This is a genomic window from Flintibacter sp. SJQ-8, assembly GCF_054108085.1.
In genome coordinates this window covers 137905-163075 of record NZ_JBPJWR010000009.1, presented here as the reverse complement: position 1 = coordinate 163075, position 25171 = coordinate 137905, and the positions used below count along the sequence as shown (strand labels likewise).

The following is a 25171-nucleotide window of genomic DNA, read 5'->3' as shown; positions in this document are numbered from 1 at the left end:
CATTCTCTGAACCTTTGCAAGCAGAAAAATCGCCGGAGGTCTTCATCTCATTCAGCAGTCTTATTTCAACTGTGTGGGCACTTTTTGAAATAACGCCATTGATTTTCTCGTCTTATTTCAAAAAATCGCCGGAGCGCACCCAAACTTTGGGCCGCTCCGGCGAAAAATTTTTTCTCTGTTGTCTTACTTCTGGACGCCCTTGGCCCAGCGGAGGATGTCCTGCTCCGGGGTGCGCAGGCGGGCGCCGTCGAAACGCACGTCCAGGCCGGGCTTGACCTCGGCCCCCTTGCAGGCCTTGGCAAAGTCCTTCAGGGTGTGGCCTAGCCAGCCGCCGTTGGTGGCGAAGGGATACACCCTCTTGCCCACCAGATCGGCCTCCTTTAAAAAGCTGTGCACGGCGGGGGCGAAGGTATACCACCACACGGGGGAGCCCAGCACCACCGTGTCATAGTCCTTCAGGTCCACGGTCAGGGGCTTCAGCTCCGGGCAGAAGCCGGAGTCGATCTCCCGCTGGCCCTGGTCCACCACGGCGTTATAGTCCCCGGTGTAGGGCTGGACGGTCTGGATCTCCGCCAGGTCGCCGCCCACCTCCTTCTGGATCATCTGGGCCACCCGGCGGGTGTTGCCGCCATAGGAATAATAGAGAATCAGTGTTTTCATGGTATTCTGTTCCTCCTGTGTTTGTCAGATGATTTACGCCAGGGGCTTTCCGCTGAACACGGGGAAGACGTTGAAATCGCCATAGCTCTGGATGCGGTCCATGTGTACCAGGGCGTCCATGTCCGCGTCAGAGATGACAAAGTCCACGGCGGCGTTGTCCTTCATGTGGGCGGGGCCGGCGGTCTTGGGCAGGGCCACAGTGCCCAGCTGGATGACATAGCGGATACACAGCTGAGCGGCGGTCACGCCATACTTCTGTGCCATGGCGGCGATGGCGGGGTTCTTCAGGGCCTCGCCGTGGGCGATGGGGGAATAGGCCTCCACCTGGATGTTCTGCTCTTTGCAGTAGTCCACCAGGTCCTTGTCCGTGTTGCTGATGTGCAGCAGGATCTGGTTCACCATGGGCCGCACCCGGCAGTCAGACAGCAGGTTCTCCAGATCGTCCCGCAGGAAGTTGGACACGCCGATGACCTTCACCTTTCCGGCGGCCTGGGCGTCCTCCAGGGCGCGCCACACGGCCCGGTTCTCCTCAAAGTACCGCTTCTCCACCCGAAACTCCGTCCAGGGCTGGGGGGAGTGGATGATGATCTGGTCCAGATAGTCCAGGCCCATCTTGTTCAAAGTCTCGTCAATGGACTTGGCGGCGGAGTCATAGTCCTTCAGCTCGGCGGCCACCTTGCTGGCCACGAATAACTGCTCCCGGGGCAGGCCGCAGGTACGCACGCCCTCGCCCACGCCCCGCTCGTTGCCATAGGCCTGGGCCGTGTCGATGAGGCGATAGCCCAGCTTCACCGCTTCCCGCACCGCCTGGGCGGCCTTGTCGTCATCAATGAACCAGGTGCCCAGACCCAGCTTGGGGATGGTCATGCCATTGGCCAGAGTATAAGTCTCGTTTAAGATCATGTCAGTTTTCCTTTCTTTGATAAACGGATTGCCACGTCAGGGCTGCGCCCTTCCTCGCAATGACAGGTTTACTTTTCCGTGTGATACCGCAGCCACACCGCGCCGGTGCCGTACTGCTGGACGCTTGTCAGCTTCAGGGGGGTGACGGGCCGGTCCATGGGCAGCCCGTCGAACACGGCGGCCATGCCGCCCCGCCCGTCGATGCCCGCGCCCACGAGGATGCTCACCTCGTCCAGCAGACCGTCCGCCAGGAAAGCGGCGTTGATGTGTCCGCCGCCCACCACGGCGGCCCGCTGAACGCCGAACTCCTCCTTTAAAATTTCACAGGCCCGGGCCAAATCGATCTTGTCCCCGCCGCAGGCGATCCAGGAGATATTCAGCCCCTCCAGATAGTCCAGATACTCCCGGCTGGCCTGACAGCTGGTCAGGATCAGCAGGGGGCGCTCCCCGTCAGCGGGCTTGTCCCACAGCAGGGTGCCCCGGGTGTCCGTCACCACCTCATAGCCGGGGGCGGACTCCGCCTTGAAAAAGCCCTCCCGCTCCAGGGGGTGGGGATCGTCACAGGCAAAGACGCCGGGCTTGGACATCTCCAGCTGGGCGGTCACCCGTCCGCTGATGCGGGTGGGGGCGTTCAGGGCGTCCAGGGTGTCGTAATACTCCTGCACCCCGGGCAGGTGCTCGGTCATGGCGCAGTCGATGCGCCCATCTACTGACGTCATCATGTGGCAGATGATGTAGGGTCGGTTCATGGTGTTCCTCCTATTCATGCTTGACAGCGGCGGCGGGCCGCTGTATCATTTCCTTAAAGTTCATGTATACTCTACAACTTAAAGTCAGCTTTAAATCAAGGGCTTTTTGAAAATTTTTTCTTTTGTTTCCCTCCCCCGCAGGAGGAGGAAACCGCAAAATTATTTGGAGGAATTCTTATGGTCTATACCGTGGGCGAGACGGCCCGCATGCTGGAGGTCCCCGCCTCCACCCTGCGCTATTATGACAAGGAGGGCCTGCTGCCCTTTGTGGAGCGCTCCTCCGGGGGCATCCGCATGTTCCGGGACGCCGACTTCGAGTGGCTGCGCATCATCGGCTGCATGAAAAAGGCGGGGATGCCCATCAAGGCCATCCGGGAGTATATCCAGCTGGCCCTCAGCGGGGACGACACCATCGACGCCCGGCTGGAGCTCTTCCAGCGCCAGCGGGAGTCCCTCCGGGCCCAGATGGCCGAGCTGGAGCACACTCTGAGCATGGTGGAATACAAGTGCTGGTACTATGAGACGGCCAAGGCCGCCGGGACCACCGCCGTTCTGAACGACCTGGACGAGAGCGAGATACCCCAGCGTTTTCAGGCCATCCGCCGGGAACTGAAAAGCAAGCCCTGATAAAATATCATAAAAATAAAAACAGAAAAAGCGTGTCTCCCCCGCCCATTCAGCGGCACAGGGGAGACACGCTTTTTTATTTAGTCTTACTTCAGGGCCTTTCCGGCGGAGAAGGCCTGGGCCACCACGGGGCCCACGGCGCGATAGGTCATCTGGATGCCGTCATACAGGATGACGTTCAGCTTCTCCGGGTCGACCTTGCCGTCGGCGCCCAGCACAGACTCGTCGGCGCTGACGTTCACCACCCGGCCAATGACCTGGCCGTCCTCGGTGGTTTTGACGAACTCGCACTCCATGGCCAGGCCAAGCTCCTGGATGACGGGGGCGTCCACGAACTTGCTCTTCTCCGTGTGGAAGCCCGCCCGGGCCACTTTATCGGCCACTTTGTTGCCGGACACGATGCCCACATAGTCGCAGGGAGCGGCGTGGGCGGCGTCCGCCATGCTCACCACAAAGGCCTTCCGGGCCAGGATGTTCTGGGTGGTCTTGTGCTCCGGGCTGAGACACAGCACCACCTGGTCGTTGTCATAGGTCCCGCCCCAGGCGGCGTTCATGGCGTTGGGGGTGCCATCCTCGTTATAGGTGCTGACGATCAGCACCGGCTGGGGATACATCCAGGGCTTGCAGCCAAAATCCTTACGCATGGAAAAAACTCCTTTCCGAAGTGAAATTTTACTTACGGCTCTATTATAAGTCCTTCCCCAAAAAAGCACAACCCAGACCGTTGCCATCTCTTCACCGCCCTGTTACAATGAGGAAAAATATAAAAGCATAAGGAGGCCCCAGGCATGACCAAACAGGAGACCTATGACTATCTCCGCGCCCACGGCGTGGACTTTGAGATCACCGAGCACAAGGCGGTGTTCAACATGGAGGAGTGCGCCGACCTGCACCTGCCCTACCCGGAGTCAGAGGCAAAGAACCTGTTCATCCGGGACGACAAGCACGCCCACTATTACCTCATCACCGTAAAGGCCGACAAGCGGGTGAATCTGAAGGACTTCCGCCGCGCCCACGGCACCCGGCCCCTCACCTTCGCCTCCCCGGAGGAGCTGCTGGACCTGTTAAAGCTCACCCCCGGCTCCGTCACCCCCCTGGGGCTGCTGGCCGATGAGGAGCACCGGGTGGACTTCTTCCTGGACCGGGACTTTCTCCTGCCCCCGGACCGCATCGGCGTCCACCCCAACGACAACACCGCCACCATCTGGCTCTCGGCCCAGGCGCTGGTCAACGTCTTGAAAGAGAATGGGACCACCGTAGAAATCACTGAGTGTTAGTTAGGAGTGATGAGAGATGAGTTAACTCCTAACTCCTATCTCATCACTCCTAACTGGATCGGAACTTTTCCTGCCTCCCACCGTCTAACCCTGTAAATGACGATGGGAGGTTTTTTCTATGAAACGAATGCTTTCTCTTCTCCTGGCTCTGGCGCTGTGCGGGGCGTTAGTCGGGTGCGGCGGGCAGGACAGCTCGTCCTCCTCCGGCGGTCCTGTCAGTTCCGCCCCGGGCATTTACATGCCCCGGATGCTCATGGTGGACGGGGTGCTGTATGAGGACGCCGGATGCGAGGACACCACAGAGGGCCGCTGCGGAAACATGGACGGGGAGATCACCTCCTCCGTTGAATCCTGGCAGCAGCCGGAGGAGGACGGCCAGTCCAACTTCGGCTCCGGCTTTGGCTATCAGATCGGCATGGAGCCGGACACCCTGGAGATCCTTCAGGACGGGCACTGGCTGGTGTTCCGGGCGGTGGAGCCGGAAAGCTGACTTTCGCCCCTTCTCCCGTTGCGTCTGACCATAGGACCGGCTTATAATAGACGGGACAAGGGAGGAATCTTCTATGCAGACAGCCAACGACCTTCGGGCGCTGCTCCAGCGCATTGACCGGCGGAGCTATCCCGCCTATAAGGACACCCGGGGGGCCTATCAGTTCCCCGGCTATGTCCTGTCCATCGACCACGTCCAGGGGGACCCCTTTGCCGCCCCCTCCCGGCTGAGCATCCGGGTGGGCGGCAGGGCGGCGTCCTTCCCCCCGGCCCTGTACCAGAGCCGCCCCCAGCGCATCGCCCTTCAGGACGCCCTCACCCGGAAATTTGGCCACCTGGCCGCCCGGGCCTCGGGCCAGGCCAAAGGCTCGGGCCACAGCGGTCTGATCTCCGTCAGCCGCTGCGGGCAGGAGGTGCTGGAGCGCACCGCCTGTTCCCTGGACCCCGCCGCCGGGGCGGTGCTCCTGCGGCTGGAAGTTGGCTTTCCCGCCAATGGGCGCACCATCAACGCCCGGGAGCTGGACAAGCTCCTCTTCGATCTGCTGCCCCGGTGCGTCCAGGGCAGTCTGGTCTATTCCGCCTGGAAGCCGGAGCGGCTGCGCGCCATCGCCGACCTGGCGGAGGACCAGGCCTATATCCGTCAGGCCCTGCCCAGGCTGGGCCTGTGCGCCTTTGTGGCCGACGGGAGCATCCTGCCCCGGTCCTCCGGCGTGTCCCAGCTGCCCATGGAGGGGGCCGTCCCCTTCCGCAGCCCGGCCAGCCTGTCCGTCACCCTGGACCTGCCCCACCGGGGCAAACTCACCGGCATGGGCGTCCCCCGGGGGGTGACCCTCATCGTGGGCGGGGGCTATCACGGCAAGTCCACCCTGCTGAAAGCCCTGGAGCTGGGGGTGTATGACCACATCGCCGGGGATGGCCGGGAGTATGTCATCACCGATTCCTCCGCCGTGAAGGTCCGGGCGGAGGACGGGCGGAGCATCGTGAACACCGACGTCTCTATGTTCATCCGGGGCCTGCCCAACGGCAAGGACACCGCCGCTTTCTCCACCCAGGACGCCAGCGGCAGCACCTCTCAGGCGGCCAACGTGGTGGAGGCTCTGGAGGCCGGGGCCGGGGTGCTGCTCATGGACGAGGACACCAGCGCCACCAACTTTATGGTCCGGGACGAGCTGATGCAGCGGGTCATCCGCCGGGACATGGAACCCATCACCCCCTTCCTGGACCGGGTGCGGGAGCTGTATGACCGCCGGGGCCTGTCCACCATTCTGGTGGCGGGCAGCTCCGGGGCCTATTTCCACCCGGCGGACCACGTCATCCAGATGGACCGCTATGTCCCCCGGGACGTCACCGACCTGGCCAAACAGGAGGCCGCCGCTTTCCCCCTGCGTTCTGACCCCCTGCCCCCCGCTGAAGACCCCAACTTCGCCCGGCGTCCAAAAGCTGACCCGGCCTATGCTCAAAACGACCGGGTGAAGGCGAAGTCCCTGGGCCGGGACGGGGTGTTGATAGACCGGGAGAACATCGACCTGCGCTGCGTGGAGCAGCTGGCCGACGGGGAGCAGACGGCGGCCCTTGGCCTCTGCCTGGTCTACGCCCGGCGGCGCCTGTTCGACGGGAAGCGCACCCTGGCCCAGATCGCCCAGGAATTAGAAAACCTGATGGACCAGAAGGGCCTGGAGGCCCTCTGTCCGGGCCGGGACAGCGTTCCCTTCCTGGCCCGCCCCCGGCGGCAGGAGATATTGGCCTGCCTGGACCGCTGGCGTGGGCTGAAATTTTAAAGTAAGACCCGTCTGTCACAAAAGCAGACGGGTCTTGTTTATTCCTCCTCCCGATACCGGGCGATCTCCTCCAAAAACTCCCGGCCATAGCGCTGGGCCTTATAGCCGCCCACGCCGGAGACCTGGAGCAGGCCGTCCATGGTGACGGGGGCGCGGGCGGCCATGTCCGCCAGGGTGGCGTTGGAGAAGATGAGATAGGCGGGCACCCCCTCCTCCCGGGCCACCCGCAGGCGCAGGGCCTTCAGGGCGGAGAACAGGCCGTCCTCCTCCACCTCCGGCTGGCCCGGTTTTTTCGCGCTCTGGAACGCGGGCCTGGCCCGCAGGACCATGACCACCGGCTCCCCCCGGAACAGGATGTCCCCCGCCCGCTGGGTCAGGGTCACGCCGCCATAGACCGGGTCGGTGTGCAGGCAGCCCTGCTCCTCCAGATAGTCCATCAGCTCGTGGACCTGTGCCCGGGGCGTGTCCCGCAGCAGGCCATAGGTGGTCAGGCTGTCCAGCCCCAGCTCCTTCACCCGCTTGTCCCCGCTGCCCCGCAGCACCCGGATGACCATGGCCGCCCCCAGGGGATAGCCCAAATGGTTTCGGATGCGCTGGACGCAGGACAGGACCATTCTGGCCTGCACCGTCACGTCCTGCTCCACCGTGGCGGCGGAGCAGTTTCCGCAGTTGCCGCACTCCTCCTCGTGCTCCTGGCCGAAGTAGTCCAGGATGTACCCCCGCAGGCAGCGGTGGGTCTTGCAATAGCCCACCATGGCGTTCAATCTCCGGCGGCCCTGCTCCTCCACCTGCTGCCGCTCCTGGTCGGACAGGGCCTCGTTGTCCTCCCCGTGCTCCAGCAGGAAGCGGGCGGTGCGCACGTCCCCCTGGGAGAAGAGGAGAATACAGTCGGCGTCAGAGCCGTCCCGTCCCGCCCGGCCCGCCTCCTGGTAATAGGCCTCTAAACTCTGGGGCATGTTATAGTGGAGGACATAGCCCACGTTGGACTTGTCGATGCCCATGCCAAAGGCGTTGGTGGCCACCATCACCGTTTTCCGGTCATAGAGAAAGTCCTGCTGGTTCTCCCGGCGCTCCTCCTCTGGCAGGCCCGCGTGGTAGCGGGCGGCGGACATGCCGTGCTCTTGGAGCATCCGGCATACATTCTCCACCTCCTTCCGGGTGGAGCAGTAGACCACGCCGCACCGGCTCCCCCGGTCCCGGACCAGGGCCAGCAGGGCGTCCGCCTTGTTCTTGGGGTGCAGCACCTCAAAGCGCAGATTGGGCCGGTCAAAGCCGGTGACCATCTCCAGGGGGTCTTGCAGCTCCAGAATGCGGCGGATGTCCTCCCGCACCTGAGCGGTGGCCGTGGCGGTGAAGGCCGCCACCACAGGCCGCCGGGGCAGGCGGCCTAAAAACTCCACGATGCGCAGATAGCTGGGCCGGAAGTCCTGGCCCCACTGGGAGATGCAGTGGGCCTCGTCCACCGCCACCATGGCGATGTCCAGCCGCTGGACCACGGCCAGGAACCGGTCCGCCAGCAGCCGCTCCGGGGCCACATACAGCAGGCGGTACTCCCCTGCCAGCAGACGGCGGCACACCTGGTCGATCTGTGCCTGGGTGAGGGCGCTGTTTAAATAGGCCGCCGCCACCCCCGCCTTTTTCAGGGCGGTCACCTGGTCCTGCATCAGAGAGATCAGGGGGGACACCACCACCGTCACCCCCGGCAGCAGCAGGGCGGGCACCTGATAGCACAGGCTCTTGCCGCCCCCGGTGGGCATCACCCCAAAGGCGTCCCGGCCCGCCAGCAGGGCGTCGATCAGTTCCCCCTGCCCGGGGCGAAAGGCGTCATAGCCGAAGTATTCCTGTAAAACCTGATGCTTGCCGTCCATATAGGCCCCTCTCTCCCGCCAAAGGCAGAACCGAATGTCCTCTCATTATAGCACATGTGTTTCAGAAATGGAACATATTTTCTATCTTTCTTTCGTAGTATTCTATAGAAATATTACAACCAGAAATCAAATTTTGCAATTTTCCCCGTTCTGTGATAGAATCTCAGCAAAATTTGATCTAAGCTGACAGCTAGCCCTATCCCTTTTGTCCCTTCGGGACATTTCCCCTTGACAAGGGGAATCGGCCTTTTACAAGGGGGCCAAAGGACGGGGGTTACGGATTGCCACGTCGCTTCGCTCCTCGGAATGACAGAAAAGGGTTTATCGACACGCTGGAAGGGACAGCCAACGGCTGTCCCTTTCTCTATAATATTCTCTTATCCCTCAACAAATTTCCCTCTCCGATTGTGTAATAGACAGAGAGAACAGAAGGGAGGCGCTTTTCGTGAAGGGGAACCGCAGCGCAGAGGAGGTGGAGGCCATCTACCACCGGCATATCAAAATGGTCTATCAGATCTGTCTGATGTTGATGAAAAATGTACCCGACGCCGAGGACGCCGCCCAGACCGTCTTTCGGAAGGTGATGGAGTACCCCAAACCATTCCGTGATCCGGAGCACGAAAAGGCTTGGCTCATCGTCACCGCCCGGAACGAGTGCAAAAATCAGCTGAAGCACTGGTGGCGCACCCGCCGGGAGAGCGAAGAAGCAATGGAGAAGCTGACCTGGGAACAGCCGGTGGATAGGGAGCTGTGGGATGCGGTCCTTACCCTGCCGCAGCACCAGCGAATGGCCCTGTATCTCTGCTATTATCAGGGCTATACCGCCCGGGAGGCGGCGGAGATCATGGGGAAGAATCCCTCTACTGTCCGCACCTGGCTGGCCCAGGGACGAAAAAAACTGAAAGAAGTTCTGGAGGTGGAATACCATGGATGACCTTGACCTGCGCCGGATGTTTGATCAGATCGCCCCTACTCAGGAGCAGGAGGTGACCATGCTGGACAGACTGCACAGAACGGAAAGAGAGGAGCAGACCATGAAGCGAGGAATGAAGCGGGGCCTTGTGGCCCTTGTTGCCGCCGCCCTGATGATGACTGCCGCCTTTGCAGTGGCTGCGGGGCTGGACCAGCGGCTGATGGACTACTTTGGAATCGGACAGGAGGACCTGAATCTGGTCTCCAACGGCATAGTTCAGGTAGATAAGTCCCGCACCTACAAGAACGGCTGGACAGTGGAGGTCAAGCAGCTGCTGTTTGACCGCTACTGCGGCGAGATCCTGGTGGATCTGACTGCGCCGGAGGGTACGGTTTTGACAGAGCAGGACTACCGCATGGACTTTCAGGCGCTGCCCACCAACCGGGACCTGACCAACCAGGGTTGGGGCGGCGGCATCGGCGGGGAGTACCTGCCGGAGAGCAGCGACCTGGTCCACGGCCGGATCTCCATGCTGCTGCACATCCATCTGGAGGTGGCCAGCGGCGACCTGCTGGGGATCAAACTGAATCTCACTCCGGAGAAGCTGGGCTGGTGGGGCCTGGAGGAGGAGAACGACTGGGAGTTCCACACGCTGGCGGACTTCCGGGAGGAGAGCTGGACGGTGAAGCTGACCATTCCGAAGGAGGACCCGGGCCGGACCCTGACCACGGAGCAGCCTCTGAACATCGCCGGGTATGAGCTGCCGGTGAAGCAGCTGTATGTCTCGCCCATCTCCTTCCTGTACGACGTGTCTGGTCTCCCCTTCCGGGGGCAGCCCTTTGACGGGGACACGGTGGATGGCCTGATGGCGGTCATGGAGGACGAGGAGCTGACTAACGCAGTATTGACCATGGCGGACGGCAGCCAGGTGACCATGGCGGACCGGTATTCCTGCCAGATCAGCCACCCTGCCGAGGGGATGTTTGACCAGGGGCGGGTAATCTACCGCCTGGCCGATATCATTGACCCGAATCAGGTGAGCTCCGTTACCATTTTGGATCAGAAGTTCCCTGCGGCTGAATAAAAGACAGGCCCCTCCGTTTCTTGACGGAAGGGCCTGTTTTTGTATTGTATTGTTTCATTCTAATATTGCCATCTGTATTGAATTTACAGCCGATCTTCGTTCTCCAGGAAGTAGGACGCCTCCATATCCGCCATGGCCAGGGCAAAGGCCAGGGGATAGCGCTGCAGGGCCTGGCCCACGGTGCGGTTGTCCTCCGGGCCGGAAAAGCCCATGTGCCACCGGATGGCCATGGCCTCCTCCCGGTTCAGGCGGATATAGCCGTTGGCGATGTACACGCTCTTCTCCCCGTGGCCATAGGGCAGGGGGTCATCAAAGGTATAGGTGGGCACGGTCTGCCACTTGCCCGACTCGTCCTTCACGTTGCGGGTGCCCTTTTTATAGCAGCCGATCTTACACAGATCGTGGAGCAGAGCCACGATGGCGATGGACTCGTCGCTGTACTCCAGGCCATAGAGCTCCTGCACCCGCTCCCGCTGGAGATAGTCCACCAGGCAGTGGTACACGTTCAGGCTGTGGTCGCACAGGCCGCCCTCATAGGCCCCGTGATACCGGGCGGAGGCGGGGGCGGTGAAAAAGTCGCACTTGTGCTCCAGAAAATCCAGCAGCTTGTCCGCCCCGTCCCGGGTGATGCAGCTGGTAAAAATCTCGATAAACTCCTCTTTGCTGGACATAAAAAACCTCCAAAAGCGCCCGTGGGCGGAATATGACGTCGTGTTTTGTATTATAACATCCCGGCGGGGAAAAGACCAGATGCTTTTTCTGGACAGGATCGGCGGCCCTGTGCTATGATAGAACATATTCAAGCTGGAAGGAGCCGTTTTACATGAGCTATGCAGACCAGGTGTTTATCAAGAGCTGTCAGGATATTTTAAGCCGTGGCGTTTGGGACACAGACCGGGAGGTCCGCCCCCGGTGGGAGGACGGCAGCCCCGCCCACACCATCAAGCTCTTCGGCGTGGTGAACCGCTATGACCTGCGGGAGGAGTTCCCCATGCTCACCGTGCGCAAGCAGTATCTCAAGTCCGCCGTGGACGAGCTGCTGTGGATCTGGCAGAAGAAGTCCAACAACATCCACGACCTGCACAGCCACGTGTGGGATTCCTGGGCCGACGAGAACGGCTCCATCGGCAAGGCCTATGGCTATCAGCTGGGGGTGAAGCACCACTATCCCCAGGGAGACATGGACCAGGTGGACAAGATCCTGTGGGACTTAAAGCACGACCCCGCCTCCCGCCGCATCCTGGCCATCATGTATAACCACCACGACCTGAGCGAGATGGCCCTGTACCCCTGCGCCTATTCCATGACCTTCAACGTCTCCGGCAACACCCTGAACGCCATTTTGAACCAGCGCTCCCAGGACATGCTCACCGCCAACGGCTGGAACGTGATGCAGTATGCCACCCTGCTGCACATGATCGCCCAGGTCACCGGCTTCCAGGCTGGGGAGCTGGTCCACGTCATCGCCGACGCCCACATCTATGACCGCCACGTCCCCGTGGTGGAGGAGCTGATCGCCCGCAAGCCCTTCGACGCCCCCAAGTTCACCCTGGACCCCTCTGTCACCGATTTCTATGACTTCACCCCCGACAGCGTGAAGCTGGAGGGCTATCAGGCCCACACCCTGGACCCCAAGCTGATCCCCGTGGCGGTGTAAAGGAGGCGGACCTGACATGAAGCTCATTGCTGCTGTGGACGAACACTGGGCCCTGGGGAAGGGCGGCGACCAGCTGGTCTACATCTCCCAGGACCTAAAGCGCTTTAAGACCCTGACCACCGGCCACCCGGTGATCTTAGGGCGGAAGACCATGGCCACCTTCCCGGGCGGACGGCCTCTAAAGGGCCGCCGGAACCTGATCCTGTCCCGGAACCCGGACTTTGCCCCTGAGGGGGCGGAGGTGTACCCCGACCTGGACAGTCTGCTGGCCCAGGCCCCGGAGGATTCCTGCGTCATCGGCGGCGCGTCGGTGTACAAGGCCCTGCTGGACAAGTGCGACACGGCCTACATCACCAAAATTCATAAAGCCTATCCCGCCGACTGCTGGCTGCCCGATCTGGACGCCGACCCCAACTGGACCCTGGCGGAGGAGTCGGAGCCGCTGGAGGAGGACGGCCTGATGTTCCATTACGCCACGTATAAAAGAATATAAAAATAACAACTGCGCAGGAGAAATTCCCGCGCAGTTGTTGTTTTTTCGTAGGGGCCGCTGTCCCCAGCGGCCCGTTTGATACGAGCTTACAGCCGCAGCTGCTCCCCCGTCAGGCCGTCCCGGGCCAGCATCTGCTCCAGCACGTCCACGTCGGCGGTGATGTCCATGGTGTCCCCCTGGAACAGCTGGTCCAGCTGCTTTTCAAAGCCCTCCACCACCTTGTCCATCATGCCCTCCACCCGCTTCATGGCGGCGGTGATGTTCTCCCCGGCGATCTGCTGGGACTCCAGCTGGCCATAGGCCCGCAGGATCTTCAACGTGGTTGGCAGGTAATAGCTGAGGAAGCTGTGCAGCTGGGGGGCCTTCTCCGGGCGGCTCTTCTGATACTCCAGGATCTTGGCGGTGATGACCCCGATGCGGTCAATTTGGGCGGACAACTTTTCGTTGGCCACCTGGTCGTTCACCTGGCGGATCTCATCCAGAATGGCGTTCTCCGCGTCCCGGTCCGCCTGGGTCTGCTTAGCCGGCTCCTGCTTGGGCGCGGCCTGGGGCTCCGGCTGGTCCTCCAGCCCGCCCCCCAGGACAAAGCGGTCCCCGCCATAGTTCAGATAGCCGCTGGGGAACAGCCCCGCGTCCAGCATGTCCTCCAGATCGGCGCACACCTTGTTTTTCGGGCGGCCTGCGGCGGAGGCCAGGGCGGAGATGGCCACGCTCTTCTTCTCCCCGATCATGGCCAGATAGCCCCGGAAGCGCCCCGCCCGGCGCTGGCGGCGGACGCCGTCCACCAGCAGCCCCAGACCCACGGCCAGCACGCACAGGGCGGGCAGCTGGGCCAGCAGGTCGTCCAGGAACCAGGCAAACTCCCCGTGGATCAGCCAATACATCACGTCCCGCATGGCGGCGGCCAGGGCGATCAGCGTCACCAGGGACAGCCCGCCCCCGGCCAGGGCCAGCTGCTTGCCCTTTTTCGCTATGCGGGCGATCTCCTGGCTGATCTGGGGCGCGGCGGCGGTGGCCGTCTGCCCACCCTGTCCCCCGGTGGTCCTGGCCCCCAGGGGGGAGCGGCTCACAGACTGGGCGGCAAAGCCCTGGGCCCGCTGGTCCCGCCGCTGGCTGCGGGAGGTGCTCCCGCCCCCCAGCAGCTTCAGCACGATCAGCAGCACCCCCAGGGGCGTGACGAAAATGAGCATCAAAATGGGGAATATCCAGGAGCGCAGCTCCTGCTTCGACTTCTGGTCCATATGCATGGTCAAACCTCCAAGCCGGGTAAAGTCCGGCGAGAAACACTATGATTCCCTATCATACCTGAGGGAACGGGAAAAGTAAATGGCGGTTTTTGGGTTTTTCCCCAGAAGAAAAGGGCAGTTGTAACTGTTCTGTAATGATATCCCCGGCGTTTGAGTGATATAATGCAAAGAAGCTGACAAAATAGACTCTCTGGAGAGGGAGCGGACCCCGGCTGAGCGCCGGATATGGAGGAATGAAAAGCATGAGTGGACAACGCATCGAAAAAACGCCCAAGGGAGAGCACAAGAAGGGCAGAAAGGGCGCGGTGCTGGCAGGCGTGGCCGCAGCCGTGGTGCTGTGCGGCTATCTGGGCCTGTGTGCCTGGGCGGGCGGCCGGGACGCGATCCTGCCCCACGTGAGCATCAGCGGCCTGGACGTGTCCGGAATGACCCAGGACCAGGCGGCCGACGCTTTGAAAAATGCCCTGGCGGAGGAGAGCGGCGACCCCATCACCCTGAACATCTCCTGCGAGGGCTGGAGCGGCCAGCTGTCTGCCGCCGACCTGGCCGTGGACCAGGAGGCCACCGTCCAGGCGGCCATGCAGGCCGGGGAGGGCCCCTTCCTGGCCCGTGGCGGCCAGTATCTGGCCCATCTACTGGGGGCGGGCAGCCAGGTGGAGCTGGCCCTTCAGGACCAGCAGCCCGCCCTGACCACCCTGCTGGAGGATATGGAGCGCCAGGTGGGCGACGTGACCATGGCCCACTGGCAGGTCAGCGGCCAGACTCTGGAGCTGACCAAGGGCGTCACCGGTCTGGCGGCGGACGAGGACCAGGCCGTCCAGCTGCTGCACCAGGCCCTGGACCAGGGCTTTGCCCAGAAGTTCGGCCAGGGGGAGCAGAACGTCACCGTGGACGTGGACCTGCCCGTCACCCAGACCCCGCCCCAGGAACCCGACTTTGACACCGTCCACCAGGACGTGTACACCGAGCCCAAGGACGCCGCCCTGGACGGCACCACCCACGAGATCGTCGCTGAGTCTGTGGGCCTGGACTTCGACCCCGCCCAGCTGAAGGCCGCCTATGACCAGGCCGGGGAGGGCGAGACCGTGTCCATCCCCCTCACCGTCACCCAGCCCAAGGAGACAAAGGCGAGCCTGTCCGCCAAGCTGTTCCGCGATTTGTTGGGCAAGGGCACCACCAAAGTGGGCGGCTCCGCGGCCCGGAAAAACAACGTGGCCCTGTCTGCCAAGGCCTGCAACGGCGTGATCCTGCTGCCCGGCGAGGTGTTCTCCTATAACAACACCACCGGCAGCCGCTCGGCGGACAAGGGCTATCAGGCCGCGCCGGTGTATGTGGGCGGGGCCTCCACCGACGAGGTGGGCGGCGGCATCTGCCAGACCTCCTCCACCATCTATTATGCCGTGCTCCACACCACCCTGGAGGTGGTGGAGCGCCGGAGCCACATGTACAACACCGGCTATGTCCCCGCGGGCATGGACGCCACCGTGTACTACGGCTCCACCGACTTCCGCTTTAAGAACAACACCAACTACCCCGTGAAGATCGTCACCGAGAGCTATGACCAGGGGGGCAGCCGCTACCTCACCGTGAAGATCTACGGCACCAACGAGACCGGTACTTACGCCGTGCCCAAGAGCACCACCTATGACCAGGTGACCCCCACCACCCAGTATAAGGCGGACAGCTCCATCCCTCGCGGCACCACCCAGGTGGACCGGAAGCAGAACCCCTACACCGGCGTGAAGGCCAAGACCGTCCGCTATGTGTACAACAAGGACGGCTCCTTGAAGGAGGAGCAGACCATGGGCGCCAGCACCTATAAGATGCGGCCCAAGACCATCTATTATAACCCCGCCGACGGCGACCCCACCACCTGGGTCAACGGCGTGCCCCCCCAGCCCGCCACCACGCCCTCCACCGGGGAGAACACCACCCCCAGCACCCCCGCCGAGACCCCGGCTACTGAGACCCCCGCTGAGACCCCGGCTACTGAGACCCCCGCTGAGACCGGCGGCACCGAGACGCCCGCCCAGGACGCCCAGGGCTGAGTAAGACACCACAGGAGACGATAGCATGTTCCAAGGCTTTACCCAGGGGACCACAGATTTTCTCTGGGGCATCCGATTCAACAACGAGCGCGGCTGGTTCCTGGCCCATAAAGAGGAGTTTCAGACCCTGGTAGACGCCCCCCTGCGGGAGCTGGCAAGCCAGGTGAGCCAGGCCATCAACGACAAGTTCCCCAATTTGCAGCTCAACTGTAAGGTCAGCCGCATCTATCGGGACGCCCGGCGGCTCTATGGCCGGGGACCCTATAAGGACCACCTGTGGTTCGGCCTGCGGCGCATGGCCCCCTCTGAGGGGGCGGAGCCCGGGTTCTATTTCGAGGTGGCCCCGGAGTATTACAGCTACGGCATGGGCTGCTGGGACCCCACCCCCGTGACCATGGCCAAGCTCCGCGCCCGCATTGACCGGGACCCGGAGCCGCTGAAGCAGCTGGCCCGCCGCCTGGAGAAGCACGGGGAGTTCACTCTGGAGGGCCAGATGTACAAGCGCCCCAAGGGCGACCCGGGCCGCCTGCTCTATCCCTGGTACAACCGGCGGCAGATCAGCCTGACCAGCGACCACAACTGCGACGGGCTGTATTTTTCCCCACAGCTGGCCGACCAGGTGGTAAACGGCTTCACGTTCCTGATGCCCTATTACGACTACCTGTGCTCCGTCATGGCCGACCCGGCCCCGGAGCAGCCTTAGATCCCACGAAAAACGCCTCTGAGCTGCGGCTCAGAGGCGTTTTTGCAACTTATCAGGCCAGTTCACTGCCTCGCTAAATTTTAAGTAGATTTCGCACAAAAACCGCTTGACAATTTGCTTGCTCTGTAGTATATTATAGCCAGAAACAGAAAGGATTGAGTCCAATGTACTAAGAAGCCAACAAGGCCGCACCACCAACTGCCAAGCTGAAGGCATCACCCAGAGCGAAGAACCCAAACGCTCCACCCGAATTTCGGATCGGGGAAAATTCAAGGGCGCGCCAAAACAGAGCTTTCCCCATCCAGATATGGAATTGTGGATACCGCTCCAGGAAAGGAGAAGACCAGCGCCAGCGTTCTTCCACCGGCGAACCAGACAGCGGCAAGCGCACATCCAACGATCATCCATCCATCACCCAACCACCGGACCTCGGCTATGAGGCGTGGACCGCAGGGCGGCCCCAATGCAGTTGACAGGAGATGCGAAAGACGAGATCGGCGGAACGTGTAGCCATCCTGAAGAAAGAGAGGTAACCAAATGATAGAGCCCAAGCAGCATCAGAAGTGACCCTCGCCGTACCGAGTACAAAACGGACGGCAGAGGGTCACTTCTTTTTTCCCTTCTTCAGGCTATTCTTGTATCGTTGGACAGAAAAGGCGGCCGCCCGGTGAGTGGGGCAGCCGCCTTGTGCTTATTCTGTTCTCACGCCGTTACTGCCGGTCCCGGAGCCAGTCCTTCCAGGTGAAGAACACCGTGGCCGCCAGCACCACGATGGAACACACCACCAGGACCAGGTGCCAGGTGGTCGCCCCGGTGGAATACTGATAGATCAAAAAGATCACATAGGCCGCCGACAGCACGGTGTAGACCACGTTATAGCCCAGGGCAAAGGGCTGGATGACCTGGGGATACCTGTTCCGCAGCACCAGGTCCGCCACAAAAAAGAGAAACAGCAACAAAAGCAAAATCGTTGTTTTCATCGCGCAAAATACCTCCTATTCGGCTTGTGGCCCTGATTATACCACAAAGTTGGCCGGGACTCAAGTTAAATTTGGAAAAATTTGTGCTGTGTTCATCGTCCGCTCTCTGCCTCGGCCAGGATCTGCCGGATCTCCCCCAGGTCCCGGGCAAATTTGATTCCCGCCTGACGCTCCGGCGTGGACAGGCCCTTTTCGACCATGTGATCCAGCAGGGTGCGCAGGCTGTCATAATAGCCGTCTAAATTATAGAGGATGCAGGGGGCATCCAGCTGGCCCAGAGAGACCTTGGACATGATCTCTGCTATCTCCTCCAGGGTCCCGGTGCCGCCGGGAAAGGCGATAAATGCCTGGCCCAACTGGATCATTTTGGCCTTCCGCTCGGACATGTCTTTGGTGACGATGAGCCGGGTCAGGCCGGTGTGCTGCACCGCCCGCTCCATAAAGAACTCCGGCTCCACGCCGATGACCTCTCCCCCGGCGCTCAGCACGCAGTCGGCCAGAACGCCCATCAGGCCGCTTTTAGAGCCGCCGTAGATCAGCCGGTGGCCGCTCTCCCCGATCCAGCGCCCCAGTTCCTCCACCGCCCGGCCCAAAGCCGGGTCGTTCCCCTGGTTGGCCCCCAGGTACACCGTGATATTCATGGCGCGTCTCCTCCCTTTAATCCCCCGTCCCTGTCACGACCTCACCGATCTCAGTTCCTTCCGCGATCACGTCAAAGCCGCTCTCTGACTGGCTCAGTTTATACCCATATACCTCCGTCTGGCCGTCGTGGGTATAGCAATACCCCACCGTATAGACAATAGGGTCGCTTGTGATAAAGCCGCCCGCCGTGGTGTCGATGGTGTAATCTGCGATCCCCTGCTCGGAGAGCATATCCTTCAGAAGACCGTCCGCAAAATCCCGCGCGTCCAGGCTGGCGTCATAGGCCGCCTGCATGGCCGAATCAGAATGCGAATCATCGCCGCCTGCTGCGCCGGAACAGCCAGTCAAAAGCATCAGCATCGCCAGCGTAATGGTCAAGATCGTCTTTTTCATGTTGGCTCCTCCTGTATGTTTGCTTTGTGACCCTTTTCGCAGAGAATCGGGTCCGGGTGCGAATTGCGCTCTTGCTGGATAAAAGCAAAGGGGCATTATCTGCCCCGATGCTTTGTCTTTCGCTTCTGCTGTTTCAGTTCAAATTGACGCTGCTTTTCTGCTTCGCGTTGTTTGCGGCTAAGTGCTTTTCGCACCAGCTTGTTTTCTTCTCGCTGCATTTGCAACGCCTGCTGTGATTTTGTACCGATTCCCGCGGCAACTGTTTCCTTTCGGATTTGCCGCTGCAATCGCTTTGGATTCACAGCCTCTCTCTTCATAACTGTCTCAACAGATGGACTGAAGCGCAACTGACCATAACTCTTGAGCAGATACTTCCAGACTTCATAATCCTTTGGCTCTGCGCCAAACACGACTTTACACACCGAGAGCTTTCTTTTCTCGATACGTTCAAGTACTCCGACCCAGAATGGAGCTTCAAAAAATACAGTCAGCTTTGTAGAATCAATGTCCATAACGAAACCCTCCTGAAATAGATCCTTACAGGAACGGACAACCCGGAGGGGAAGGTTACTTACCTGCACCATATGGTGCAGACGGCTGGGCTACCTACCAGCTCTGGCATCTCTCAGAAAGAAATGCGTTGCGTTTTTATCCTGCTTTTATATAAAGCACATCCCTGTGCATTATATCTGCCTTGATCGGTTTTCTATGTGGAGTATACCACACTCACAGTCAAAAGGCCACTCATATATAGGAGGTTTCACTGTTTCGCCGCGAAACGCACCCTGTAGCACAAAAGGCAGGATACCGCCGTCACGGTGATACCCTGCCTTTGCTCGTTTACTGCTCTGCGTACTCTCGCCGCAGAACTTTTGATAAGAAAGGCGACGAAAAACCCCTAAGCCGTTCCGTTCTCGGAATGGGTCTCAAACCGTCGACTCAGCGTATTTCCAAGTTATAACTGCAAGAATACCGCAGATCACAGCAATTCCGATACAAACAGCTCTTGCAATATTGCTCAGATCCAAAAAGCCGCTTCCTGTCCCTATAATGGCACAGGAGATCGCTAAAAGAGTCATGAGGGCAAAAAGGATACTAATAACTTTCAGAATGACACACTTTTTCATATGATTCAACTCCTTTGCCGATTCCCGTCTGTTAAACCAAGTATACCATACTCTGTTAAGAATATCAAAAGGCAGGATACCACCGCCACGGTGATGTCCTGCCTTTGCTCGTCTGCCGTTCCGAGCAGTCCTTTCGCAAAACTTTCTGCGAACAAAAACATACCCGAACCCTTTTCATAAAGAACTGGGTTCGGGTACGAACTGTTTGGTGGACGATACAGGACTTGAACCTGTGACATCAATTATGGTATGATAATATAAATTGTTTTGAGAAAATCTAATAAATGTAAGCAGCGACTATCTGTTTGGACTTCCCCAAAATTTAGAATGGCCAAGGTGAGAACATGGACGGTATAAAAACACTTGTGATAATTCTGATACTGCTGATCATTTTAATTGTCACTCTCCAATCAAAGGCGAAAAAGAAACATATAAAATCTAGAACAAAAAAGAAGTATGCCAACGACGAAACAAGTAAAGATACATTATCCACTCCCGAACCTGTTGGTGAAGATATCGATGTCAAGCAAGCGTATACGCCTAAGTGGCTTTTCAGTATGAATGAAAAGCGAGCTTACTATAAGCTAAATGATATAGCAAAGAAGCATAATTTGGTTGTCTTTGCAAAGGTCAGACTGCTTGATTTAGTTACTCCGCAGCGGAACAATCCTAAGTACAAAACCTGTTTCTATAAAATACAGGCCAAACACGTGGATTTTGTTTTAGCAAAAGAAAATTTAGTTGCAAAATACATTATCGAATTGGATGATTCAAGTCACGATACACCCGATAGAACGGAGCGAGATCAATTCGTCGATGCGGTTGTAACTGCCTGTGGATATAAAATCTTACATACACGGGAAATAAACGAAGATGAAATAGAACGATTTATTTCTTGATTTGGAATCAGAAACGCCCCCAATCGGACGAACAGATACAGTAAAAACGGACAGTGATAAAAGGCCCCTGATGTAGAAAAAACACTACATCAGGGGTTTTCATGAAGAAACGATGAAATCCGGTTCTGGACCCCGTCCGTCTAACCATTACAAACGACACAAACGACGAAAACCCCCTAGACCTTTCGGTCTAGGGGGTTTAAGATGGTGGACGATACAGGACTTGAACCTGTGACCTCCCGCACGTCAAGCGGATGCTCTACCAGCTGAGCTAATCGTCCGTGCTCGTCAGAACAATGATTAGTATATATGCTGGCAGAGCATTTGTCAACAGTTTTTTTCGTTTTTTTGAAAAAACTCTGATTTTTCTTCCGGCGGCCTGTTTGGGGCGAAAAACTCCCCGGGGCGGCGGGCGCTCCGGGGAGTTTGTTTGGGTTCAGATCACTGGACGAACTTCAGGCCAAAACTGGTGGTGTAGGACACCTTTTCCTTGGCGGCGTTCTGCCAGGTGGTGTAGTCATTGTTCTCCATGGCGGTCTTGGCGGTGAGCTTCCACACGGGGTCGCCGTCACGGCCCACAAAGTACATGATGTGCCAGCCCTTCACGCTGCTGCCGGTGTTCTGGACGATGCCGGTGTCGCCGGGCTGACGGGCGGCGTCCAGGGCCCAGTCGGTAAAGGTGGACACATAGCCGGAGCCGGAGTAGATGTCGGTGATGAGACCGCCGTCGGCGGCGGAACCGGTGTCGGCGCTGTTGGCCTTGGCCAGTTCAGCAAAGGATTCCTGGGTGGCGGGGCCGGACTTCCACTGGTCCAGCAGCTCCTCCGCCTTGGTCTTGGCGGCGGCATACTGGTCCTCGGTGGGCTCAGAGGCGCCCTCGTCCTGGTCAGCGGCCACCAGGATGTGGCGGACGGTGGCGGTGTTCTCATCGTTGCGGGCGCGGCCCTCAAAGCGGACCACATAGTAATAATAGCTGGAGGGGCCGGCGTCATACTCGCTGAGGGTCACGTCCCCGTTCTGGCGGGCGGTGTCCTGGGCCCACTGGGCATAGGAGGAAGAGGCCACGCTGCTGCCGGACATGACCTGAGAGATGCTGGGGTCGCCGGTGAGATCGTCGGCGTACTCCTGGGCCAGCTGGGCGGGGTCCTCCCCGGCCTCCAGCTTGGACTGGAGCTCCTGGGCCTGGGCCTGCTTCTCGGTCTTGGCCTGCTCCAGGGCGGCGGCCTTCTCGTCGTCGGTCATCTCAATGGCGTTGCCGTCGGCATCCACGGTGTCCACCGTGGCGTTGAACACGAACTGGGTGATGGTGTACTCGTCCAGGGTGTTGGCGTTCTCCTGGTAATACTGCTCATAGTCGGCGTCGGAGTAGCTCAGGCTGTCTGAGAACTGGGTGGCGTACTCGTTCACCAGCATGTCCCGGGTAAACAGCTCCACCAGCCGGTCATAGGTCATATAGGGGCCATAGTTGGCGCGGATGAAAGCGTCCCGGCTCTGATACCCAGCGGAGACCCACTGCTCCTCCAGCTGCTTGAGCTGGTCATCCACCTCGGTCTGGGTGTCGTCAGACATGGTGAAGCCCTCCTCCGCGGCCTGCTTGTCCAGGGCGGCGCAGGTGACCAAGCGCTCCACCGCCTGGCTCTTCAGATAGTCGTACATGGTCTCCCCGGTGGTGCTGTTCATGGTCATGGACTTCAGGGAGGAGGTGGAGCTGATGCCGTTTTGCAGCATCAGGCTGCGCAGGTAATACTGCACGTCGGCGGCGGAATACTTCTCCCCGTCCACGGTGACGGCGGCAGCATTGCGCTGGATGATCCCGGTGTTCCAAACCAGCAGGAAAGCCACCAGCACCACGCTCAGCGCGCCCACCACGGCGTACTTCACGTTGCTGTGCTTCTCCTCCTGGGCTTTTTTGTGTTTGTTCTCACTCACGGTTTGTTCAGTCCTCTCAAAGTGATGGCTGCCCATTGGCGGCGTTTACAGGGTATTATACTAAAAAACCGCCCCGATGACAAGGGGGCGGCGGTATCTATGGCACGGATTTACAGTTTGTTTACGTGATTTATTGTTTGCTCAGGGCAAAGAAAGGACCGCAGCGCACAAGCGCCGCGGCCAAAAGAATTTCTTTTTCTATATCCCCCGCTCTGGCCGTGTGAACCCGTTTAGAACCTGCACGAAATGGCAGGTGGGTCGCTTCCACGTCGTTTATCTGCTTCCAACTTCCAACGCACCTCAAAGGGGGCCGGGAGGCCTGCAAGCCGCGCCGTGAGTTGGCGTCCCGTTTAAGAAATGTGGGTTTAAAAGAGCCCATCACGCACCGAGCAGGAAGAATATGTGGTGCTTTGTTTATTGCTCCTCCTCTTCTTCGAAGAAGCGCTCCATAAACAGATTATAGATGGCGTCCAGCTCCTCGTCCGTGTCCGGGGTGGAGAGGATCTCCTCGCCGTTTTCCTCGATGGCCTTCATGATGACCAGACCGAACTCCTCGTCGTCGGCATCCACGTCCACGGGCTCGCCGGTCTCCTCATCCTCTTCCACGGCGGGAAGCATGGCGTAATAGGTGACGCCCTCGTGCTCCAGGGTGTCGATCAGCTCCAGTTCGAATTCGTTGCCGTCTTCGTCGGTGACTGAGATAAAATCGGGGCCGAACTCTTCACTCATGCAGAGGGCACCTCCTTGCTTTGATGAACCTATTTTACCCCGTCAGCGGGAAAAATGCAAGGGCTGGGGCTGTAAATTTTTGCGGCGCACCTTTTTGTCTGTTTTCCGGGCTTTTCCCGGAATTTGCTTGTCTTTTCTCGCTTCTTCCGTTAAACTATACATATAGTATTGGACGCGCCCACGAAAAATATGCACATTCACGGATAGGAGGCGAGCCTATGAAGTCCCTCACCACCCGCCTGCTCCTGTTCCTTTCTATGCCGCTGCTGCTGTTGTGTGCCTGCCACACCACCTGTCCTGTGGGACCCCAGGGCAGTTCTGAGCTCCCCTCGGAGAGCGCCCTTCAGCCGCTGGCCCTCCCGGAAGACGCCCATGTGCTGGCCTTTGACAGGGAACACATTTTGTTCTGCCGTCAGGAAAATGCGTCGGACGAGTCCGCCCACGGCCTATATCGCTATGACGTCGCCGGCGGGGAGACCGTCCGCCTGTGGGGCTATCCCGCTCCCGCCTATTCCGGCGACGCCGCCGTGCTGCGGGGCCAGGACCTCTATCTCCTCACCGAGGGGGCGGTCTGCCAGGTCGACGTCTCCTCCTGCGCGGCTACTGAGATCGCCGAAGTCCCCACAGAGGCCATGGTCTCCCTCCACGCCATGGACAATGGGCTGGTCCTGCACTCCATTCTGTCGGAGGAAAATGGCGGCCTGACCTATCTGGTGGAAACCCTCTCCCTGCCGGAGGGCCAGCGCCGCACCGTGGCGAAGGAGCAGGTGCGGGACAACTCCGGCACGGCCATCTCCTGCGTGGCCGCCCAGGGCGAGACGATCTACACCTATGCGGTCTGTCTCACATCAAACACCCCGGAGTACCGGCTCGCGGCCTATCGCGCCGTCGGGACCCCGATGGCCCAATACGCCCTGGAGCTGGCCGATCTTCTCCCCGCGTCCGACGGTCCGGCCCAGGATGCTGTCATCGGCCTGGCGGTGCGGGGGGACTGCGTCCTCCTCCACACCCTCAACGCACGGACCCGCGCCCTGGTGCTGGCAGAGGGCGAACTGCGGCCCGTCTCCGTCCCTCCAACGTTGGAAGAGAGCCTGCCCGGCGGCTATCGCCTCCTGCCCCAATGGGACCCGGACAGCCCCGCTCTGTTCTTCGCCTCCGCCGCCCCGGCCCTATACCGCTTTGACGCCCAAACTCAGACCTTTTCTTCTGCCCTACTCCCCGAGGATATCCCTCAAAATGTTACTTGGCACGGCAGCTGTGGACATGATCTGCTCCTCAGCACCCAGCAGGACGGGCAGGGGCGGAGCTGGTATCTGCTGCGGGTGGATCTTGCGTGACCCGTGCTCTGTCATTGCGAGGAGCGCAGCGACGCGGCAATCCGTTTTCCCGTCTCATTACTGCCCCTTAAAATAACGTTGTTTTCCATGGAAAGCCTGCCCCTGGCTTTCCATATTTTTATACCGTTTTTTTGCTTTTGTTACCGTCTTATTAAACGATATAAAGCATACAATCAAACAATATTATATCATTCAACAAAACGGTAAAATAAATTCAGGACAGAAAGGCGGCGAGAGGATGGATACGCTTCAGCGACTGCACCAACTACTGGACGAGCGGGGATGGTCGGAATACCGGCTGGCCAAAAATTGCGGCCTCTCCAATTCCACCATTGCAAACATCTATCACCGCAACACCGTCCCGTCTATCACCACGCTGGAAGCGATCTGCGCCGGGTTCGGCATCACCCTTTCCCAATTCTTTGCCGAGGGAGAAATGGTAGAATTGACGCCGGAATTGAAAGAGCTCTTCGACAGCTGGGTGGACCTGACCCTGCCGCAAAAAGCCGCCATTCTGCAAACCATGAAAGCCATGCACCACAATTAACATTAATTTGGGGAAGCCCCGAAAGGGCTTCCCTATTTTTGTCTCATTATCGTCTCATGTAGCAATAAAGAATTCAAAATTCGACCTATTTC

General features: G+C 59.7%; 27 protein-coding genes, 1 tRNA gene and 1 other RNA gene. 13 read left to right on the top strand and 16 right to left on the bottom strand.

Translation table 11 applies throughout. From position 1 onward, the window contains the following. Positions 1-183: 183 nt before the first annotated feature. From ACSAMP_RS07015 to ACSAMP_RS07005, 3 genes are all read right to left on the bottom strand, one after another. Positions 184-660, bottom strand: coding sequence for a flavodoxin (locus ACSAMP_RS07015; RefSeq protein ID WP_441795183.1), 477 nt, complete (start codon positions 658-660; stop codon positions 184-186). A gap of 33 nt (positions 661-693) precedes the next feature. Next, positions 694-1563 (bottom strand): aldo/keto reductase, encoded by an 870-nt coding sequence (locus ACSAMP_RS07010; RefSeq protein ID WP_457799950.1) that lies wholly within the window; start codon positions 1561-1563, stop codon positions 694-696. A gap of 68 nt (positions 1564-1631) precedes the next feature. Next, positions 1632-2312, bottom strand: coding sequence for a RibD family protein (locus tag ACSAMP_RS07005; protein ID WP_457799949.1), 681 nt, complete (start codon positions 2310-2312; stop codon positions 1632-1634). 177 nt (positions 2313-2489) lie between these two features. Between ACSAMP_RS07005 and ACSAMP_RS07000 the strand changes: the two genes are divergently transcribed. Next, complete coding sequence (locus ACSAMP_RS07000; protein ID WP_457799948.1) at positions 2490-2939, top strand: MerR family transcriptional regulator; 450 nt, start codon at positions 2490-2492, stop codon at positions 2937-2939. Between the two features lie 86 nt (positions 2940-3025). Here the strand turns inward: ACSAMP_RS07000 and ACSAMP_RS06995 are convergent, their stop codons facing one another. Further along, the gene (locus ACSAMP_RS06995; protein ID WP_441795182.1) at positions 3026-3583 is read right to left on the bottom strand and encodes a flavin reductase family protein; all 558 of its coding nucleotides are present in this window, start codon (positions 3581-3583) and stop codon (positions 3026-3028) included. Positions 3584-3727: 144 nt separating this feature from the next. On the opposite strand from ACSAMP_RS06995, the gene ACSAMP_RS06990 reads away from it, so the two are divergent. The 3 genes from ACSAMP_RS06990 to ACSAMP_RS06980 all read left to right on the top strand — a co-directional run bounded on the left by ACSAMP_RS06990 (position 3728) and on the right by ACSAMP_RS06980 (position 6483). Further along, positions 3728-4216 carry a prolyl-tRNA synthetase associated domain-containing protein gene (locus tag ACSAMP_RS06990; RefSeq protein WP_457799947.1) on the top strand — a complete coding sequence of 163 codons (489 nt, stop codon included), beginning with the start codon at positions 3728-3730 and terminating at the stop codon, positions 4214-4216. Positions 4217-4334: 118 nt separating this feature from the next. Beyond that, a complete protein-coding gene (locus tag ACSAMP_RS06985) occupies positions 4335-4706 on the top strand; it encodes a hypothetical protein (RefSeq protein ID WP_441795179.1) in 372 nt (123 codons plus the stop codon). A 73-nt stretch (positions 4707-4779) separates the two neighbouring features. Next, positions 4780-6483, top strand: coding sequence for an ABC-ATPase domain-containing protein (locus ACSAMP_RS06980; protein WP_457799946.1), 1704 nt, complete (start codon positions 4780-4782; stop codon positions 6481-6483). A gap of 38 nt (positions 6484-6521) precedes the next feature. On the opposite strand, the gene recQ is transcribed toward ACSAMP_RS06980, so the two are convergent. Continuing rightward, entirely contained in the window at positions 6522-8351 is a 1830-nt protein-coding gene (gene recQ / locus ACSAMP_RS06975) for a DNA helicase RecQ (RefSeq protein ID WP_457799945.1), read from the bottom strand. Between the two features lie 445 nt (positions 8352-8796). On the opposite strand from recQ, the gene ACSAMP_RS06970 reads away from it, so the two are divergent. Further along, positions 8797-9285 carry an RNA polymerase sigma factor gene (locus ACSAMP_RS06970; RefSeq protein ID WP_457799944.1) on the top strand — a complete coding sequence of 163 codons (489 nt, stop codon included), beginning with the start codon at positions 8797-8799 and terminating at the stop codon, positions 9283-9285. Further along, a complete protein-coding gene (locus ACSAMP_RS06965) occupies positions 9278-10348 on the top strand; it encodes a hypothetical protein (RefSeq protein ID WP_457799943.1) in 1071 nt (356 codons plus the stop codon). Before ACSAMP_RS06970 ends, ACSAMP_RS06965 begins: the two co-directional genes overlap by 8 nt. An 83-nt stretch (positions 10349-10431) precedes the next feature. On the opposite strand, the gene ACSAMP_RS06960 is transcribed toward ACSAMP_RS06965, so the two are convergent. Next, a complete protein-coding gene (locus tag ACSAMP_RS06960) occupies positions 10432-11019 on the bottom strand; it encodes a hydrolase (RefSeq protein ID WP_147564027.1) in 588 nt (195 codons plus the stop codon). A 152-nt stretch (positions 11020-11171) separates the two neighbouring features. Here ACSAMP_RS06960 and thyA point away from each other — a divergent pair, with 152 nt between their 5' ends. Both thyA and ACSAMP_RS06950 read left to right on the top strand, forming a co-directional pair. After that, positions 11172-12005, top strand: a complete 834-nt coding sequence (gene thyA / locus ACSAMP_RS06955; RefSeq protein ID WP_457799942.1) for a thymidylate synthase — start codon at positions 11172-11174, stop codon at positions 12003-12005. 16 nt (positions 12006-12021) lie between these two features. Continuing rightward, the gene (locus ACSAMP_RS06950) at positions 12022-12498 is read left to right on the top strand and encodes a dihydrofolate reductase (protein WP_441795174.1); all 477 of its coding nucleotides are present in this window, start codon (positions 12022-12024) and stop codon (positions 12496-12498) included. An 86-nt stretch (positions 12499-12584) separates the two neighbouring features. Here ACSAMP_RS06950 and ACSAMP_RS06945 read toward each other — a convergent pair whose 3' ends face one another. Continuing rightward, complete coding sequence (locus tag ACSAMP_RS06945) at positions 12585-13745, bottom strand: 5-bromo-4-chloroindolyl phosphate hydrolysis family protein (protein WP_457799941.1); 1161 nt, start codon at positions 13743-13745, stop codon at positions 12585-12587. Between the two features lie 242 nt (positions 13746-13987). Between ACSAMP_RS06945 and ACSAMP_RS06940 the strand changes: the two genes are divergently transcribed. Both ACSAMP_RS06940 and ACSAMP_RS06935 read left to right on the top strand, forming a co-directional pair. Further along, on the top strand, positions 13988-15793 hold the full coding sequence (locus ACSAMP_RS06940; protein WP_457799940.1) for a VanW family protein: 1806 nt from the start codon (positions 13988-13990) through the stop codon (positions 15791-15793). A 25-nt stretch (positions 15794-15818) separates the two neighbouring features. After that, positions 15819-16496, top strand: coding sequence for a DUF2461 domain-containing protein (locus ACSAMP_RS06935; protein WP_441795171.1), 678 nt, complete (start codon positions 15819-15821; stop codon positions 16494-16496). A gap of 710 nt (positions 16497-17206) precedes the next feature. On the opposite strand, the gene ACSAMP_RS06930 is transcribed toward ACSAMP_RS06935, so the two are convergent. The 5 genes from ACSAMP_RS06930 to ACSAMP_RS06910 form a co-directional block, all read right to left on the bottom strand. Beyond that, entirely contained in the window at positions 17207-17476 is a 270-nt protein-coding gene (locus ACSAMP_RS06930; RefSeq protein WP_441795170.1) for a hypothetical protein, read from the bottom strand. A gap of 92 nt (positions 17477-17568) precedes the next feature. Next, complete coding sequence (locus ACSAMP_RS06925; RefSeq protein ID WP_457799939.1) at positions 17569-18117, bottom strand: LOG family protein; 549 nt, start codon at positions 18115-18117, stop codon at positions 17569-17571. Positions 18118-18133: 16 nt separating this feature from the next. Continuing rightward, complete coding sequence (locus tag ACSAMP_RS06920) at positions 18134-18511, bottom strand: hypothetical protein (protein ID WP_457799938.1); 378 nt, start codon at positions 18509-18511, stop codon at positions 18134-18136. A 95-nt stretch (positions 18512-18606) separates the two neighbouring features. Beyond that, positions 18607-19023 (bottom strand): YjdF family protein, encoded by a 417-nt coding sequence (locus ACSAMP_RS06915; RefSeq protein ID WP_457799937.1) that lies wholly within the window; start codon positions 19021-19023, stop codon positions 18607-18609. A 414-nt stretch (positions 19024-19437) separates the two neighbouring features. Next, complete coding sequence (locus tag ACSAMP_RS06910) at positions 19438-19638, bottom strand: hypothetical protein (RefSeq protein ID WP_457799936.1); 201 nt, start codon at positions 19636-19638, stop codon at positions 19438-19440. A gap of 344 nt (positions 19639-19982) precedes the next feature. Here ACSAMP_RS06910 and ACSAMP_RS06905 point away from each other — a divergent pair, with 344 nt between their 5' ends. After that, positions 19983-20537: a DUF2726 domain-containing protein gene (locus ACSAMP_RS06905; protein ID WP_457799935.1), complete on the top strand. Its 555-nt coding sequence runs from the start codon at positions 19983-19985 to the stop codon at positions 20535-20537. 205 nt (positions 20538-20742) lie between these two features. Here the strand turns inward: ACSAMP_RS06905 and ACSAMP_RS06900 are convergent. The 4 genes from ACSAMP_RS06900 to ACSAMP_RS06885 form a co-directional block, all read right to left on the bottom strand. Beyond that, positions 20743-20818 (bottom strand) — tRNA-Val (locus tag ACSAMP_RS06900). Positions 20819-20978: 160 nt separating this feature from the next. Next, a complete protein-coding gene (locus ACSAMP_RS06895) occupies positions 20979-22466 on the bottom strand; it encodes a peptidylprolyl isomerase (RefSeq protein WP_457799934.1) in 1488 nt (495 codons plus the stop codon). A 200-nt stretch (positions 22467-22666) separates the two neighbouring features. Beyond that, a non-coding RNA gene (ssrS, locus tag ACSAMP_RS06890) (6S RNA) lies at positions 22667-22865 on the bottom strand. A 15-nt stretch (positions 22866-22880) separates the two neighbouring features. Next, on the bottom strand, positions 22881-23195 hold the full coding sequence (locus ACSAMP_RS06885; RefSeq protein ID WP_441795166.1) for a DUF1292 domain-containing protein: 315 nt from the start codon (positions 23193-23195) through the stop codon (positions 22881-22883). A 218-nt stretch (positions 23196-23413) separates the two neighbouring features. Between ACSAMP_RS06885 and ACSAMP_RS06880 the strand changes: the two genes are divergently transcribed. Continuing rightward, on the top strand, positions 23414-24532 hold the full coding sequence (locus ACSAMP_RS06880; protein WP_457799933.1) for a hypothetical protein: 1119 nt from the start codon (positions 23414-23416) through the stop codon (positions 24530-24532). A gap of 238 nt (positions 24533-24770) precedes the next feature. Then, entirely contained in the window at positions 24771-25079 is a 309-nt protein-coding gene (locus ACSAMP_RS06875; protein WP_457799932.1) for a helix-turn-helix domain-containing protein, read from the top strand. Positions 25080-25171 lie beyond the last annotated feature (92 nt).

Bases quoted from the DNA above. Each gene is read 5' to 3' on its own strand.
- ACSAMP_RS06925 (WP_457799939.1), bottom strand. From the start codon at position 18,117: ATGAATATCACGGTGTACCTGGGGGCCAACCAGGGGAACGACCCGGCT.
- ACSAMP_RS06980 (WP_457799946.1), top strand. From the start codon at position 4,780: ATGCAGACAGCCAACGACCTTCGGGCGCTGCTCCAGCGCATTGACCGG.
- ACSAMP_RS06880 (WP_457799933.1), top strand. From the start codon at position 23,414: ATGAAGTCCCTCACCACCCGCCTGCTCCTGTTCCTTTCTATGCCGCTG.
- ACSAMP_RS07015 (WP_441795183.1), bottom strand. From the start codon at position 660: ATGAAAACACTGATTCTCTATTATTCCTATGGCGGCAACACCCGCCGG.
- ACSAMP_RS06930 (WP_441795170.1), bottom strand. From the start codon at position 17,476: ATGAAAACAACGATTTTGCTTTTGTTGCTGTTTCTCTTTTTTGTGGCG.
- ACSAMP_RS06935 (WP_441795171.1), top strand. From the start codon at position 15,819: ATGTTCCAAGGCTTTACCCAGGGGACCACAGATTTTCTCTGGGGCATC.
- ACSAMP_RS06965 (WP_457799943.1), top strand. From the start codon at position 9,278: ATGGATGACCTTGACCTGCGCCGGATGTTTGATCAGATCGCCCCTACT.
- ACSAMP_RS06995 (WP_441795182.1), bottom strand. From the start codon at position 3,583: ATGCGTAAGGATTTTGGCTGCAAGCCCTGGATGTATCCCCAGCCGGTG.
- ACSAMP_RS06950 (WP_441795174.1), top strand. From the start codon at position 12,022: ATGAAGCTCATTGCTGCTGTGGACGAACACTGGGCCCTGGGGAAGGGC.
- ACSAMP_RS06985 (WP_441795179.1), top strand. From the start codon at position 4,335: ATGAAACGAATGCTTTCTCTTCTCCTGGCTCTGGCGCTGTGCGGGGCG.
- ACSAMP_RS07000 (WP_457799948.1), top strand. From the start codon at position 2,490: ATGGTCTATACCGTGGGCGAGACGGCCCGCATGCTGGAGGTCCCCGCC.
- recQ (WP_457799945.1), bottom strand. From the start codon at position 8,351: ATGGACGGCAAGCATCAGGTTTTACAGGAATACTTCGGCTATGACGCC.
- ACSAMP_RS06910 (WP_457799936.1), bottom strand. From the start codon at position 19,638: ATGAAAAAGTGTGTCATTCTGAAAGTTATTAGTATCCTTTTTGCCCTC.
- ACSAMP_RS06915 (WP_457799937.1), bottom strand. From the start codon at position 19,023: ATGGACATTGATTCTACAAAGCTGACTGTATTTTTTGAAGCTCCATTC.
- ACSAMP_RS06990 (WP_457799947.1), top strand. From the start codon at position 3,728: ATGACCAAACAGGAGACCTATGACTATCTCCGCGCCCACGGCGTGGAC.
- ACSAMP_RS06920 (WP_457799938.1), bottom strand. From the start codon at position 18,511: ATGAAAAAGACGATCTTGACCATTACGCTGGCGATGCTGATGCTTTTG.
- ACSAMP_RS06885 (WP_441795166.1), bottom strand. From the start codon at position 23,195: ATGAGTGAAGAGTTCGGCCCCGATTTTATCTCAGTCACCGACGAAGAC.
- ACSAMP_RS06940 (WP_457799940.1), top strand. From the start codon at position 13,988: ATGAGTGGACAACGCATCGAAAAAACGCCCAAGGGAGAGCACAAGAAG.
- thyA (WP_457799942.1), top strand. From the start codon at position 11,172: ATGAGCTATGCAGACCAGGTGTTTATCAAGAGCTGTCAGGATATTTTA.
- ACSAMP_RS07010 (WP_457799950.1), bottom strand. From the start codon at position 1,563: ATGATCTTAAACGAGACTTATACTCTGGCCAATGGCATGACCATCCCC.
- ACSAMP_RS06875 (WP_457799932.1), top strand. From the start codon at position 24,771: ATGGATACGCTTCAGCGACTGCACCAACTACTGGACGAGCGGGGATGG.
- ACSAMP_RS06945 (WP_457799941.1), bottom strand. From the start codon at position 13,745: ATGCATATGGACCAGAAGTCGAAGCAGGAGCTGCGCTCCTGGATATTC.
- ACSAMP_RS06960 (WP_147564027.1), bottom strand. From the start codon at position 11,019: ATGTCCAGCAAAGAGGAGTTTATCGAGATTTTTACCAGCTGCATCACC.
- ACSAMP_RS07005 (WP_457799949.1), bottom strand. From the start codon at position 2,312: ATGAACCGACCCTACATCATCTGCCACATGATGACGTCAGTAGATGGG.
- ACSAMP_RS06905 (WP_457799935.1), top strand. From the start codon at position 19,983: ATGGACGGTATAAAAACACTTGTGATAATTCTGATACTGCTGATCATT.